Source organism: Pseudomonas shirazensis, assembly GCF_050496565.1.
Classification (GTDB): domain Bacteria; phylum Pseudomonadota; class Gammaproteobacteria; order Pseudomonadales; family Pseudomonadaceae; genus Aquipseudomonas; species Aquipseudomonas shirazensis_A.
This window is the reverse complement of the sequence record NZ_JBNWAE010000009.1, coordinates 201,317-215,532: the sequence shown is the minus strand read 5'-3', so window position 1 is coordinate 215,532 and position 14,216 is coordinate 201,317. Positions and strand designations below refer to the sequence as shown.

General features: G+C 51.9%; 14 protein-coding genes and 1 pseudogene. 8 read left to right on the top strand and 7 right to left on the bottom strand.

Going from position 1 to position 14,216, the window contains the following annotated elements:
• Window positions 1-316: 316 nt before the first annotated feature.
• The gene (locus ACQZ2L_RS15405; RefSeq protein ID WP_430326834.1) at window positions 317-2,407 is read right to left on the bottom strand and encodes a TonB-dependent receptor; all 2,091 of its coding nucleotides are present in this window, start codon (window positions 2,405-2,407) and stop codon (window positions 317-319) included.
• A 472-nt stretch (window positions 2,408-2,879) separates the two neighbouring features.
• On the opposite strand from ACQZ2L_RS15405, the gene ACQZ2L_RS15400 reads away from it, so the two are divergent.
• The 3 genes from ACQZ2L_RS15400 (at window position 2,880) to ACQZ2L_RS15390 (ending at window position 6,246) form a co-directional block, all read left to right on the top strand.
• Window positions 2,880-4,199: an OprD family porin gene (locus tag ACQZ2L_RS15400; RefSeq protein WP_430326833.1), complete on the top strand. Its 1,320-nt coding sequence runs from the start codon at window positions 2,880-2,882 to the stop codon at window positions 4,197-4,199.
• A gap of 107 nt (window positions 4,200-4,306) precedes the next feature.
• The gene (locus tag ACQZ2L_RS15395; RefSeq protein WP_430326875.1) at window positions 4,307-5,659 is read left to right on the top strand and encodes a Fic family protein; all 1,353 of its coding nucleotides are present in this window, start codon (window positions 4,307-4,309) and stop codon (window positions 5,657-5,659) included.
• 335 nt (window positions 5,660-5,994) lie between these two features.
• Window positions 5,995-6,246 (top strand): helix-turn-helix transcriptional regulator, encoded by a 252-nt coding sequence (locus ACQZ2L_RS15390; RefSeq protein ID WP_430326832.1) that lies wholly within the window; start codon window positions 5,995-5,997, stop codon window positions 6,244-6,246.
• A gap of 14 nt (window positions 6,247-6,260) precedes the next feature.
• Here ACQZ2L_RS15390 and ACQZ2L_RS15385 read toward each other — a convergent pair whose 3' ends face one another.
• The 3 genes from ACQZ2L_RS15385 to ACQZ2L_RS15375 form a co-directional block, all read right to left on the bottom strand.
• Window positions 6,261-6,479 (bottom strand): DUF3079 domain-containing protein, encoded by a 219-nt coding sequence (locus ACQZ2L_RS15385; RefSeq protein ID WP_430326831.1) that lies wholly within the window; start codon window positions 6,477-6,479, stop codon window positions 6,261-6,263.
• A 145-nt stretch (window positions 6,480-6,624) separates the two neighbouring features.
• Window positions 6,625-6,909, bottom strand: a complete 285-nt coding sequence (locus ACQZ2L_RS15380; protein WP_430326830.1) for a DUF3077 domain-containing protein — start codon at window positions 6,907-6,909, stop codon at window positions 6,625-6,627.
• A 1-nt stretch (window position 6,910) separates the two neighbouring features.
• Window positions 6,911-7,180, bottom strand: a complete 270-nt coding sequence (locus tag ACQZ2L_RS15375; protein ID WP_430326829.1) for a hypothetical protein — start codon at window positions 7,178-7,180, stop codon at window positions 6,911-6,913.
• 534 nt (window positions 7,181-7,714) lie between these two features.
• On the opposite strand from ACQZ2L_RS15375, the gene ACQZ2L_RS15370 reads away from it, so the two are divergent.
• The 5 genes from ACQZ2L_RS15370 to ACQZ2L_RS15350 all read left to right on the top strand — a co-directional run bounded on the left by ACQZ2L_RS15370 (window position 7,715) and on the right by ACQZ2L_RS15350 (window position 10,226).
• Entirely contained in the window at window positions 7,715-7,906 is a 192-nt protein-coding gene (locus ACQZ2L_RS15370) for a type II toxin-antitoxin system HicA family toxin (protein ID WP_314874719.1), read from the top strand.
• Window positions 7,907-7,921: 15 nt separating this feature from the next.
• Complete coding sequence (locus ACQZ2L_RS15365; RefSeq protein ID WP_430326828.1) at window positions 7,922-8,329, top strand: type II toxin-antitoxin system HicB family antitoxin; 408 nt, start codon at window positions 7,922-7,924, stop codon at window positions 8,327-8,329.
• A gap of 849 nt (window positions 8,330-9,178) precedes the next feature.
• Window positions 9,179-9,496: a type II toxin-antitoxin system MqsR family toxin gene (locus ACQZ2L_RS15360; RefSeq protein ID WP_430326827.1), complete on the top strand. Its 318-nt coding sequence runs from the start codon at window positions 9,179-9,181 to the stop codon at window positions 9,494-9,496.
• Between the two features lie 2 nt (window positions 9,497-9,498).
• Window positions 9,499-9,948 (top strand): type II TA system antitoxin MqsA family protein, encoded by a 450-nt coding sequence (locus tag ACQZ2L_RS15355; RefSeq protein WP_430326826.1) that lies wholly within the window; start codon window positions 9,499-9,501, stop codon window positions 9,946-9,948.
• Window positions 9,949-10,013: 65 nt separating this feature from the next.
• Window positions 10,014-10,226, top strand: coding sequence for a hypothetical protein (locus ACQZ2L_RS15350; protein WP_430326825.1), 213 nt, complete (start codon window positions 10,014-10,016; stop codon window positions 10,224-10,226).
• 137 nt (window positions 10,227-10,363) lie between these two features.
• Here the strand turns inward: ACQZ2L_RS15350 and ACQZ2L_RS15345 are convergent.
• The 3 genes and pseudogenes from ACQZ2L_RS15345 to drt3a all read right to left on the bottom strand — a co-directional run.
• Window positions 10,364-10,647, bottom strand: a pseudogene (locus ACQZ2L_RS15345) (IS5/IS1182 family transposase); the annotation flags it as partial.
• A gap of 175 nt (window positions 10,648-10,822) precedes the next feature.
• Entirely contained in the window at window positions 10,823-12,871 is a 2,049-nt protein-coding gene (gene drt3b / locus ACQZ2L_RS15340) for an antiviral reverse transcriptase Drt3b (RefSeq protein ID WP_430326824.1), read from the bottom strand.
• On the bottom strand, window positions 12,864-14,210 hold the full coding sequence (gene drt3a / locus ACQZ2L_RS15335) for an antiviral reverse transcriptase Drt3a (RefSeq protein WP_430326823.1): 1,347 nt from the start codon (window positions 14,208-14,210) through the stop codon (window positions 12,864-12,866). Before drt3a ends, drt3b begins: the two co-directional genes overlap by 8 nt.
• Window positions 14,211-14,216: the final 6 nt, after the last annotated feature.

The window sequence follows — 14,216 nt, the reverse complement described above, 5'->3', positions numbered from 1 at the left end:
AACGTAAGTTAGCCGCTCACGGGCCCAGGGAGTACGTGTTGAAATGAATGCAGCAAGTGAGTTGGTTTTGCGCCCATCGGCAGTAAATCACCAATCGCTCAAAATGCTGACGCAGTGGTTGAAGCACCATGGAAGCAAGCGGGTCAGGACGACCGATACCCGACGTCTGTTGCATGAGCGCTACCCACGAGGACTGATCAGCGATGCTGAGCTAGAGGCGCTGGTAGCCATCTGGCATTGAGCAGGCAGTGCTCCCCGAGCAGTTGAACAAGAACGCCACCGCTGACCGCGGTGGCGTTTTTATTGGGCGGGTGAATCAGAAGTTGTAGGTGCCGGTCACGACCAGGCTGCGCGGGTCCCCGAACTGGATCTGTGCGGCGCTGGTGGCGGAGGCGTAGTAAGTCTTGTCGGTCAGGTTGTTCAGGGCGGCGCGCACATCCCAGTCCGTGGTGCGCAGGCCGACCAGCGCGTCCCAGCGGCCATAGCCTGGCAGCAGGGTGGTGTTCTGGTTGTCGGCGTAGCGCTCGCCAACCATGGTCAGGCCGGTCTCGGCGTACCAGCCCAGTTGCGGCTTCCAGCTGATAAACAGGCTGCCGTTGCGCTTGGCCACATCGTTGATGCGGTTGCCTTCCAGGCCATTGTTGTCTTTGACGATAGTTGCATCCTGCAGGCCGATGCCACCGCGCACATACCAGTTGCCGACGATGTTGCCGGTTGCGGTCAGCTCTATCCCTCGCGAGCGTTGCAGGCCGCTGAGCTGGATCAGCTCGGGGTTGATTGGGTCGCGGGTGCGGCGGTTGTACAGCTCCAGTTCATAAATGGCCAGGGTGGTGCTCAGGCGTTCGTCGAACCAGTCGCTCTTGACCCCGATCTCCTTCTGCCGGCTCAGCTCAGGGTCGGTGTCGTTGGTGTTGCCGGCGGCGTCCGGGGTGATGCCGATCAGGCCACCGCCGACTGGCGAAAAGGTCTTGCTCCACGACGCGTAGAACGAGTGCTCGCGCCACGGTGAGTACACCACGCCGATGCGCGGGCTGGTGCTGGTACTGGTTTGTGGCTCGCTGCGGTTGGTCAGGCGGTTGGTGGTCTCGACTTCGAAGCGATCGAAGCGCAAGCCTGCGAGGATCTGCCATTGCTCGTTCAGGCGGATCTGGTCTTGCAGGTACAGGCCGCGGCTGTCGACCACGGTGTGGTTGTTGCTCGACACGCGCATGCGGCCATTGTGTTGCAGGCCGCGGTCAGGATTGTCCAGGTCCAGACGCGGTACTGAGTTGGGCACCGCAGCGGTTCGCAACAGCGGGTCGCGGCGCTGGTGGCCCAGTTCCAGGCCGACCAGTACAGTGTGGTGCAGTCCCCAGGTGGCGAACTCGCCTTCGGCTTCGAGGTTGTTGAACAGGTTGCGGGTTTTCAGATCCTGCTGCCAACGCTGGCGAGTCACCGTGTTGCTGGCGGCGTTGTAGCCGGTGGCGTAGGTGTTGTCGAACTGGCTGTCGAGCTGGAACAGGCCCAGCGTGTGACGCAGCTGCCAGTTATCGCTGAGCTGGTAGTTCAAGCGCGAGCGCAGCGACTGCGCCTGGTCGTCGATGAAGTCGCGCTGGGTGTCGCTGTAAGTCGTGCCGCGGTCAACGTCGGCCGGGCGGCCATTGACGCCGGGGATGCCGCGATCCGGGGTGCGGTTGAAGCGGCTGTATTCGTACTGCACCAGCCAGTTCAGGTCTGGCGTCAGCTGCCAGCTCATCGACGGCGCGAACAGCTGGCGGTTGCCATCGATGCCATCGCGAAAGCTGTTGTAGTCGAGGTTACCCATGTTCAGGCGCAGGCTGACGGTGTCACTCGGGTCGGCACTGAGGTCGGCGTACAGGCTGCGCATATCTTCGCTGCCCGCCTGGACTTCGATGCTCGAACGCCGGCCCTGCTCTGGCGCCTTGCTCACCCGGTTGACGATCCCGCCCTGGCCGCCACGGCCATACAACACCGCAGCCGGCCCCTTGAGCACCTCGACCCGCTCAATGTTGTGCAGATCGCGTATGTATTGGCTGTCGTCGCGAATGCCGTCCAGATAGAAGTCGTTGCTGCTCTCGAAGCCGCGGATACGCACGCTGTCGAAACGCGTGTCGGCGCCGCTGCTGACGTTGGGGATGCCCTCCAGCGCCTTGCCCAGGTTGTTACTGCCGTAATCCAGCAGGTTACTGGTTTTAACCGTGTCGATGGCTTGCGGTACGTCGCGCACCGGGGTGGAGGTGCGAGTTGCCGTGCTGACTTCCTTGACCCGGGGGTTGTCCCGTTCACGCTCGCCATCGGCGGTGACTGAAAGCTCTGGCAGGGTGGTGGTGGCGGCAGTGGCAACGCCCGCGCTGCATAGCAGCGACAGGCTCAGGGACAGGGGCGAAAGGCGGCGAGGCACACGCATGACGGCATCCAAACAAGCGGTTAATGAAAAATGGATGCGGATGGTAATGCTTGCTATTAACGCCTGCTTGGCTAATTTGTAAAGCCCTGTCTTTACATGTGTATCTGGATGTAACAGAGTCGGCGGCGCTGCCCGTTGGGGCCTTTTATTGCTGTACGCAGGTTGAATTAGTGCTCGTGCGAGACAAAATGCCCCACACAACGGCAGATACGCATTGAAATGCACTATTGCGAGGTGTTTTTTTGGTTATATACACCTGCCTTTCACGATTTTTTGACATTTAGAAGCAGGGGCGGCTAGGATTCGCCATCGCTTGCTGGCCATAACATGGCCATGCGGCTGCGAAAGCCCGCCAGTTGAGCATCGGCACGGCTTGTCAGTTGGATCCGCATAACGTCGAACCTACGAAGGGGCGTTGGTTTCCGGGCGTAAAAATGCACAGTGTTTTTGATTAAAAATAAAGGAAAAGAAAATGTTGAAAACCAGGATCAGCCTGATCGCCCTGGCACTCGTTGCCGCGACCCAGGCCCAGGCCAATGACCAGGCCGAGAGCAAGGGCTTTGTTGAAGACAGCCACGCCAACATCCTGCTGCGCAACGGTTTCATCAACCGTGACAAGAAACACGGCACCAACGACCAGTCCCAGTGGGGCCAGGCCTTCATCGGTAACTTCTCCTCCGGCTTCACCCAAGGCACCGTCGGCGTAGGCGTTGACGCCTTCGGCCTGTACGCACTGCGCCTGGACGGCGGCAAAGGCCGCAACGGCGGCGGCGGTATCGACTTCTTCAAGCGGGAAAACACCGTTGACACAGATGGCCAGAGCGCTGCTGCCAACGACCTCGCCCGTGCTGGCGCTGCGGTCAAGTTCCGCATCTCCAACACCGTGCTGAAGTACGGCGACCAGATGCCGGCCCTGCCAGTTCTGCAGTACGACGATTCGCGCCTGCTGCCAGAAAGCTACACCGGCACCATGATCACCTCCAAGGAGATCGAAGGCCTCGAGCTGAACGCCGGTCGTTTCACCCAGGAAGCCCGCAAGAGCGCCCAGGGCCGCGATAGCGGTGGCCTGAAGTCGATCAACGTGTTGGGTGGTAGCTACAAATTCACCGACAACTTCACCGCGTCGCTGTACAGCGCCGACACCGAAGACGTCATGAAGAAGCACTACCTGGGCTTGAACTACGTCTTCCCGATCGCTGCTGACCAGTCGCTGACCCTCGATTTCAACGGCTACAAGTCCGACATCGACAAGAAGTACGTCCAGGCTGCAGGCCTGAACGGCGACTCCAACACCATCTGGAGCCTGGCCGCTACCTACGCCTACGGCGCGCACTCGTTCACCCTGGCGCACCAGCGCAGCACTGGCAGCACCGGCTACAACTACGGCTGGTACCAGAACGAAGGCGGCGTGGGTGACGGTGGTTCGACCATCTACCTGGCCAACTCGTACTGGTCTGACTTCAACGCTGAAGACGAACGCTCCTGGCAGCTCGGCTACGGCCTGGACTTCAGCACCTTCGGCGTGCCTGGCCTGACCTACAAGCTGGCCTACGTTGTCGGCGACAACATCAACACCCGCAACGTCGATAACCCACAAGGCTTCGGCGAAGGCAAAGAGCGCGAGATCTTCAGCCAGGTCCGTTACGTCGTTCAAGACGGCCCGGCCAAGGACCTGTCGGTCAAACTGCGTGGCTCGTTCCTGCGTACCAATAACGCGGTACAGCAGAACGGCTACAACGACGACGGCAACGAAGTACGTGTGTTCGTTGAGTATCCGATCAGCATCTTCTGATTCTGGTTGGGTGACGGAAAGGGCCGCTTAGCGGCCCTTTTTGCGTTTTTAGGGAGTTGGATTAGTGCTGTAGTCTCATTCCAAATCGAGGGACATCTGGAATGAGCATGATCAAGCGCCCACCCGAGGTCATCGCGGACCCGCTCGCGCTCATTAGCGCACAGCACCAGGACCAGGCCGCGCAATATTTTGCGCTGGCCCATCCGCTCGATCCGAAAGGCAGTTATCTGCACTTTGACGAGTGGCGGTTTCGGCTTCCTGCTGGGCTGGATGCCACATTGGCTTGGTCCCTCATAAAGCATGCGAGAAGCGATCATCTCACCCCAGCGCTGATTCTCGGCGAGCCTGCTTATCAGTGCTGTTATCTGCACACGCCTGCCATGCATATGGCCGTTTCAGAATGCGACCGACACACAACCAGAAGTCAGCTGGAGTTGATGGGCTCGAAGGTTGGCGAAGGCAATCACCTCCAGTATTTGCTCACTGACCTGATTGAAGATGAGGCGATCAGCAGTAGTCAGCTTGAAGGTGCGGCCATCGCTACAAAGGCTGCGAAGGACTTGCTGAAGAGAAGCAGGGTGCCACGCTCCGCCGATGAGAAAATGATCATCGGTAACTACAAGATGATGAGTTTCGCTTGGGAGAACAGGGACAAGGAGCTAAGTGAGGAGCTGATCACCGAGCTGCACAAGATCGGTGTCGAGGGCATCGATGATGACAAATACCATCCCGGTGCATTCAAGAATACCGACGACGTCGTAGTTGGGGATGGCGGCGAAGTGGTGCATCAGCCGCCTCCGGTCGCCGGGCTGCCTCAACGGATTGGCCAGTTGTGTGACTGGATCAACACCGACCACACCGACGGGCTGAGCAAGGCCTACATGCATCCGTTGATCAAAGCGATCATTCTGCATTTCGCTATTGGCTACGAACACCCGTTTCACGACGGCAACGGCCGGGTTGCCCGATCGCTGTTCTACTGGTTCATGTTCAAAAAAGGCTTCAGCGCGTTCCGCTACATCGCCATCAGCACCCTGCTGAAAAAAGCCCCGATCCAGTACGGCAAAAGCTATCTGTATACCGAAACCGACGGTATGGACCTCACCTATTTTCTCGACTACCAGTGCCGAGTGCTGGCCAGAGCGATCAGCAAATTTACCGAGACCTATGAGAAGACGGCCCAGTCGATCATGGAATTCAACGCGTTCCTGTTTCAGTCCGGGCTTTATAACAAGCTCAGCGAAAAGCAACGGGTTGTGCTCAATGTCGCCAAGCAAGGCGTGGCTACCGAATTTACGGTTAGTCAGGTCAAGGACAATCTTGGGTGCGCTTACAACACCGCAGCGACTGTGCTGAATGGCTTGGTTGAGCTAGGGATCTTTCAGAAGCAGAAGGTGGGCAGTGAGTGGGTCTACTGCATGTATGACAGCGACCGGATCATGAAGACCTGGAAGGGGTGATCTGCGGCTTCGATACTGGTTTGAGATCGCTGGGTCCGCTCCCACAGGCATAGGCCATGATTGTTGCGCTACACGCGAAAAATTCTGCACGGCACCGTCCATGTAGGAGCGGCCTTGTGTCGCGAAAGGGTCGCGCAGCGGCCCCCGACGATCCAACGACAAGTGCAATTCCTAACACCTCGAAAGGGATGACGCTCAGGGCGAGGATCGCCGTCTCAGCAACCCGAAAAACGCTCCGGCATAAAGCCGAGGCCATCCATTGACTCCAGATCGTTTGATTTATGAGCTGGTCGCGTATACGTTACATTTCAATCAAATTGTCGCGTATTCGAAACATGGACTATGAGTTACTGACCCAACGCCTAGGGCAACAAATACGCACGCGGCGCCGTCATCGAGGGCTCACCCAGCAGCAGCTCGCAAAGCTGGCCAACCTCACTCGGCAAAAGATCATCGCTGTGGAAAAAGGTAGCCTGTCCGTTGCTATCGCTGCCTACGCCAAGGCCCTTGGAGCAATGGATTGCGAGTTGCAAGTGATTACTGCGGTCATGCCTACCCTGGAAGAGGTCCAGGGTATGTTTGAATGAGCTATACGGCACGGTCAGGTGCTTGAATTTTGCGTCAGATTCTCACCGCTCTGAACGTCCGTCTCTCGCGACCACGCCTCATGCTCGTACCAATCCTCACCAAACAACTCAGCTGGGTGCATCGTCCGATCTGCACCATTTCCGCAGGCCAGCGCTTTGGCCGGGCAGTACAGGTCGCATCCCCAGCAAATGCGTTCGGGATGGCTTGGGTTGAGGGGGAATTTCTTGGCCATGGAGCGCTCTCGTTGTAGCGGTCATTGCGCTTAGGTTACTGCTGCGGTGAGTACGGCTTTTGATCGGCATCAACTTGATGCTGCTTACCCTGTGCCTCGTCTAACTGCGCAGTGTGAGGGCCGCCGAGCGACCCTTGCTGCGCGCCTATGGCGTTGTGCGTTGAGCTCGGTTTCGCGCGATCTCGATGTCGTCCATGATCGCCTTGGCGAAGGTGCTCAGGTAGTCCGCTGCGCCGAGTAGCTTGTGGTCATTCTCCATATCGCCCTCGCGGACCAGATGCTTGATGTAGCCCAGCAGCACTGACACGTGTTCATAGGCATGCTCGAACGGCACTCCGGGCATGACCCGGAATATGTGAGAGGACTCCGCTCCCGATTCGAAGAACGTTTCGACACCGGCCGTGACGTTGGTTTTTTGATCATCGCTCATTTCAGCATTCCTCCGGCTTGGCGGGCAGGCAGGTCACTGCGTAGTCAATCAGCGCGCGTGAGGCATCGGCGGTATGGGCAGCGTTCGCCAGCATGTTCAGCCCTGCCTGGTAAGGATGGGCGCGGCGGTGTTGGTCGATGGTTTCGGCTACGCCGAGCAGCAGTTCGCTGGCATGGGCAAGGATTTCAGAAGTAGTGACGTTTGGATGGAGGCTGAAGGAAGACAGCCGGGTGAAGTCTTGGCGGGGAGGATCGGGGACGAGTTTCTTCATGGTGGATCTCTCATTTCGTGACAGGAGCCACCAGCTCGACCTTTCTCACGGATCAAGGTGGCAGCCGTACGCAGGGTGAGAAACCGAGGAAACGAGCAAAACCCGGCCAGACCGAAGTCTGCCCGCGCACGGCTGCCATAACGACTTGCCGCTGCATTTCATGCGGGTTCTCACACCCGGTCACCGGAAACTGGCGACCCAGAGACGTTATCCCTGAGGCATTTCCCCGACAACAGCGAAGGTTCGGCAAGGTGCGTAGGATAGTTCCGAAGAGGGCTTGGCTGAAGCATTTGGTTGCAGGTTGGGAAATTTCCTACCTGAGCGTTGCAGCTGGAATGTGCGTCTCATGGCTAGTACTCAAGCGCATTAGCTTCTCTGTAGTCATGCAAGATCCGGTATCACATCGAGCCCTGCACTCATCCAGCTACCGGCCTAGGCTTGGCCAAGCCCCTGCCAGCTAAAGGTGGGTATAGTGTTGATTGATGATGCGCTGGTGGTTATAGTCTCTACCGGCGCAGCGACCAAGGAAAGGTCATGCAGAGCCGCGAATTGATATCGGTAATCGAAGCGGATGGTTGGTACCTCGTGCGCACGCGTGGCAGCCACCACCACTTCAAGCATCCTCAGAAACCAGGGCTGGTCACTGTCCCGCACCCGAAGAAGGATCTGCTGCCCAAAACTGCGGCAAGCATCCTGAGGCAGGCGAGGATTGGCTACGTCAGCTAAACACGGAGAACGCCCATGCTGTTCCCAATCGCAATCCTCCCCGGCGACGACACCCATGCCTGGTGTGTGGAAGTGCCGGATATCCCCGGCTGCTACTCGGCTGGAGATGACCTCGACGACGCCATGGCAATGGCGCGCGAAGCTATCGAGGGCCACCTTGAGTTGCTTGCTCAGGATCAGCAGGAAATACCCAAAGCCAGCAAAGTGACCGTGCATGCTGCCAATCCAGACTACCTCGGCTGCACCTGGGCACTGATCGACATCGACATCACTCGCTATCTAGGCAAGGCGGAGAAGCTGAACATTACCTTGCCGGCATATCTGCTGAGCCGGATCGATGCGTTTGTGAAAAACCATCCAGAGCACAAGAGCCGCTCCGGATTTTTAGCTGAGGCGGCGCTGAAGGTTCTCCAAGGCAACTAAGGGGGGCGTTTCCGAGAAAAAATACATGTGGTGAACCGAAAGTATTTCAGGGCAGCTAAGGTGCGGTGTTTGCGAGGAGATGTGCATGCGGTGATTGCGGGTTCTGCGGTTTAGGTTGAGATTTCCGGGGCCGCTTTGCGGCCCTTTCGCGACACAAGGCCGCTCCACAGGGGGGAGGTGGTGTTGCTGAGGGTAGAAACGAAAAAACCCGCCAGAAGGCGGGTTTTTCGTGTGTGTATGGTGCGGCACCAGGAGTCGAAAAAACGTACAACTACCTGAATTTTCTGAATATTGATACTAACAAGCACACCTGATATCTCTAAAAATACCTTTTTGGCCTCTCGGTGCGTCGTTAACTAAGATTCCATCTAATGCGGCCTAGCTGCCTATGCTGCCAAGCGTTGGGGGGCGGCATCTGCCTCCTAGGTCATCATTGTCCCCAATGCCAATCCGTTATGGCACAGCCACCGTCGCTTTGCCACACCCACGATCTTTCAGTCGGGTAACGATGACCATGCGCAGTTGCTAGGCTGACGGATGTGATCTTGGCGGCTCTCCCGCAATCTGGAGGCTTGAATCCCTCAGGTCTTCCCCTCAGGTCATCCTTTCGACCAGCGCTGGTAGCGCAGCCTACCTAGCATCCTGCTATTGCCGATTGCGCCAGAGCGCTGATCACTGGGCAGCATCGAGCATCGAGCATGAAAGCTTCGCCTGCCCATGGTTGTGGGCCGATTACCCTTTCTGGGTAATTTTTTGCTTGACCAGATTACCCAAAAAGGGTAATTTTGAGTCTCTAATCTATTTAGCTGAGGTGACTTATGGAAATTCTAATGACTAGGAGCGCGGTGCATGAGCATGAAAAGCAAGCCATCTCACGATTTGGACGATGTTAAACAGCGGGTTTCAGTAAATAAGGCACCTGCGTTTACCAAGTCTGCTCTGGATGGCATTAAAGACTTGGATATGGTGTTAAGCACTGCGATCGATATAATTTGTGGTCTTTCTATTCGGCAAAATTTTTATAAGTCCATGAGTACTTATACAAATTCTGCTGTTTGGCAAGACGTGTACTACGCGAAGGCTGCTGATGGCACCCCGCTGTACATTAAGTTCACTTTGCACAATGATCGCACTGTTACTGTTATCTCCTTCAAGAGAAGAGAGTAAACATGAGCGAAAAAGTTTGTCATTGCTGTGGTGCAGCTAGTCTGCACCCCTTCAAAGACAGGAGCTATGAAATAGGCCGGGGGTCCCTCAAAAGGGACCTTCAGGGGCTTTCTGGCTTTGAATGCCTTGAATGTGGCGAAATTGAGTTTGATGCTGATAGTGCAACGCGCTATTCAAATGCTTCCGATGAATCTGTTATAGATACGCAAAAAGCAGTAGGCGCCTATATAAGACATGTCAGAAGTAATTTGAAAATCACACAGAGAGTTGCAGCGGAAAAGATTTCCGGCGGTGGGCATAACGCATTTTCTAGATATGAAAAAGCTGAGGTGGCTCCGGCAAAATCTTTAATCTTATTAATATACCTGCTTGATAAGTATCCGAATCTAATTAACGATATAAATTCTTTTTCATTAGACGAATTAGTCGCTGGAGTTAGATCTAAGACTTGATCTAGTACTCATGCTAGTAAGTCTTAGTGGTTAATTGGATTTGCGGTTATTTGGAGGAGTTTTTAATGGGTAGTGAGGAAGCTGTTAATAACCTTATTAAGATTATGCAAGATGGACTCAAGCCGAAACTTCTTCGAGCAAGTGCTGCTGAAGGATTGGGTTATGCTGGAGGGCCAGTGGCTCGTAAAGCGCTATCTAAAATTATGAATGATGGATTGAAACCTGACTTAATTCGGATTGCTGCGGCTAAAGCGCTTGGGTTTGCTAGCAAAGAATAATCTTCTTTAGACAAGATTTGTCGATTTTTGTCTACTGAATGCTATCTTCTAATGTATGCAGTTAGCCCGCTTTGGCGGGCCTTCTGTATTCTTTGGAATGCCAGGTCCTTGGCGACTAATCTATGCTAGGCTCTGTGCTAAAAGGCATGTCGCAAACGCCGCATGGAACAAGCCAGTGAGAACTTGGCGGCATAGCTTTTTGCGAGCTTGTCGAAGCGTGTCACGATGCGGCGGTTCTCTTTCATCTAGCCAAACATGCGCTCGATGATGTTGCTCTGTCGGTACTTGGGTCGACCAAAAAGTCTGGGTAAGCCAGGCTTGGGTTTGCGCTTCATTGAGCGCATCGGGATGACGGGCTTAATTCGATATTGGTCGCAGTAGCGGCATAGCCCTTGTCAGCAAGCAACCATTTGCAGCGTTTAATCGAGCATCCTTCACTTTCCTGGTAGGCCTTAAGCTAAGAGGAAAGTGAAGGAGTCAAGACCGGAGAACTCACGAGGATTCAACGAGGCAAAGCTTTCGTGCATAGAACAACCTTGCCATGATGCTGGTGTGTGCGACCGCAAACGGTCTTCAATGTGCGTGAAGCATCCGAATCAGTATACTTCCTGACTGACCTTAGCGTCTAGCTCCTTAGAGAAATCAAAATCGCCCCATTTGGTGAACCAGTACTCGCTATATTTTTGAACTCTTAGCAGATAGTTTTTGGGCAAGCCATATTGTTCCAGGATTCTGATTTTAGTTTCATTGCTTACGAAGGGACACGCTGTAAGGTCCAATGCCATATGAAGCATTTCAGAATCACCGATCAACGAATCTTGCTTCAACCTGAATCTCTCTAATATATGCTTTTCCAAAGCAGTTCTTAAAAGCGAGTAACGGGTCTTTTTCTCTATGTAGAAAAAAAGAGTGACTATGGAGAAATAGTCGAGGCTAGATTTTGTTTGAAACTGTCCATCTGAAAAGTCAAAGCCAAAGCTGTATCCGAGAACTTTTTCATCTATGCGATAGTTTTTGCCAAGTTGACGCATTAACACCAGTAAATACATCGTCTCGATTTTTGCGCTTTTGCCATCGGAGTTGCGATCCATGATGCTTCGGCATCTCTCATAAATTACCTGTGAGATTGATGCCTCATAACTTAAGCCGATTGGGTCGGACTTATAAAATGACAAGATACGTTGGCATATACGGCAAAGTTTAATAGTTGTGTTTACTTTTGGCGATACGGCATAGATAAAAAAGACAAAGCCTAGGAGGGCTTCTATTGACTTTGAAAAGCTCTTGTCGGTACCGCTAAGATTTTCTATCTTCTTATAAGCTTCAATCAAGGAGCCTACTTTGCGCTCTACCACGGAAAGAGAATAATTTAATAGTTCCCCGTAATTAACTCCTGAGGTCGCCAGGATTGACTTAAAGTCCGTGATTAATGAAGATCTTCCAATGTAAATTTCTCCCCTTGGAAGTTTCTCTCCATCCTTGATTTCTGAAGAAATTTCATAAGCTAACGTACGATCAAAAAGATCAGAGATACGCTTCTTTGCAATGGATATAGGCGTAATTATAGGGCGTTGTAGTGTTTCTTCTTTGCCCTTGTTTAAAGATAGCTTGTATAACTTCAGGCTTTCTTGCAATATCATTTTTATCTGATGGCAGACTTCTTCGTTATTGTAAAAGACAAAATAGTCATCTACATATCGATAAATCTTGAAATCTGAATTGTGTACATACCCTTTCTCAAGTAGTTTTCCAGAGATTTCAGTATCAACAGCTTGGAGTATTATTTCCGCGAAAATCCTTGAAACTTCAGGGCCGATCAAAATTCCGTTTGTTTCGTTATGATTCAACTTTTGCATCAGCGAGTCAAATTTCCCCGCAAATGAGCCTAGTATGGTTTTAAGGTTTTGCTTTGCGAAGTCCTTTCCATATATTGCCCACGCTAGGGAGTGCGTGTAAATGCTATCAAAACAACCTGACACGTCAAACTTTGTAAGGTTCTTGAAATCGCGCTCGCTACGCAGGTGCTCCCTCGATTCGTAAAACTTAAAAACATTGCTAAATCGTTCATATACAAAAAACGACTTTAAATTCTCATAGTTTTCGCCGTCTACTTCTACCAAAGCATCAGATTTATCTTGTCTTTCTATTTGCGAGCGATAATCTATATAAGTACATCCAGCAACTCTCTTGGGTGATCGCAGGCTGAACTCACTTCTGCCAGTGTAATAAATCATCAGGTCTTTATATTGATCATAGAAATCTACTACGAGCACTTGACCTTTGGGGTGCATTAGCGACAATTGTCTTAACTGGTCCTGCTTATGTGTCGTCGAAAAAATGAAGGGGACAGTGTGGGCGAAATCCGATTTTTCCAGAATAATTAGAGATTTAGATTCGCTGTCCTCGGTGACATGTTTGACAACTTTACTTGGTTGAATGCCAAGAATCATTCTTACAAGATTATCTAGAACTTCATCTTTTGTAGTCCATGAGATTGTATTTCCATTGATTTTTATGTTGTGTTCGCATAAGAATCTGTAGAAGTACCTATTTGAGAAAACTATAGGCACTTCGTAGGGAAGTACATCTGATAATACAACTCGCTCTATTGGGAAATTTATGGATAGTGCTTTTTTTCTAGACATGCTTCCAACCTCGCGAAAGCTCTGAAAGCTGTTTTGGGTCAAAATTTCTAAACAATTTGTCTTTGAAACCTTGCGCGAAAGATAGTTTCGAGAGCTTTCTCGATAGTGATGGGCTGGTAATGCTCTTGATTTTATTGATGTAATAGTTATCAAGCCCAGAAAGCTGAGCGGTCTCAGTTATGAACTTGTTACTAAAGTAGACTCCAATGAATGCGTCGCTTTTTCTATTGAATAAGCGCATGTTTCCGGTTAAGAACAGACATCTGAGCATTAGTTCTTGCTCAGATTTCTTGGGGATAAATAAAGATTTTGAAGCATAGTCGGAAAATGCTTTGTCGATGCGTGATTTATATTTGTCAAATTTTCTTTGGCTCAGTCTTACGGCCGGACTGCTCTTAGAAACATCAAATGTATATCCGAGGTAGTCAAATTTACCTTTTTGCTCAACCAGTAAATCAATAACTTTTGTTTTGGCGTTAAATTTCAGTCCCTTTGCCTCAAGTATTTTACTGAGAGTAGGTAGGTACTGATCTGCGAGTTCTTTTCGCTGGGGGGCATACATGAGAACCATGTCGTCAACGTATCTTGCATAATAAAATATATCTTCTTGCCGTTTGATTTCGGCATCAATGCTTGAGAGATATATTTCGGATAGATACGCACTTATACCTATGCCGCGCGGTAGTCCGTTCACGTCCCCAGATACAACGACATAATCTTTCATGAGTCGTGTTATAATTCTTTTAATTAGCACCGATAGCTCAGGAGCTTGGTGAATTCCATCGAGCAGCTCCTTATGCCTTACAGACTCATAAAATGATTCTACATCTGATCTAATGATGTACTTGGGTACGCCATCTAAAGCCAGTGATTTTATTTGGCTGACTAGAATGTCACGCGGAGGCATACGAAGCTCATATAAAGTCTTTAGCGCTTGCTGAACAAACCTCATCGCGAGTATTTGACCTAAGCAATTCCCTGCGCCGTAAACATTTTTACCTCCAACCGGAGCCGGTAGAAGCGTGATATTTATTCTGAAGTCTTTGCTGCTAACTGCTTTGCTAACCCTCTCTAACTCAGACTCAATCAAAGTTACATGCTGAGACTTGCGTTTTTCTATAACAGTAGTCAATCGTGACATGCGTTTTTCGTAGAACGCGAGCGTAGTTTTCCCCGTGCGCAAGCGGTAGCGTGCAAATGATCTTAGCTTGTTCAGCTTGTAGAGTTTTACTCTTATAGCGAAAGCGCTTGGGATATACCGCTCTTCTAAATCCCCACCCTTTTCTCTATCAGCCTTTAGTAGCTTATTAAGATTTTTTATCGAGAAGGACTGATCCATAGTTAA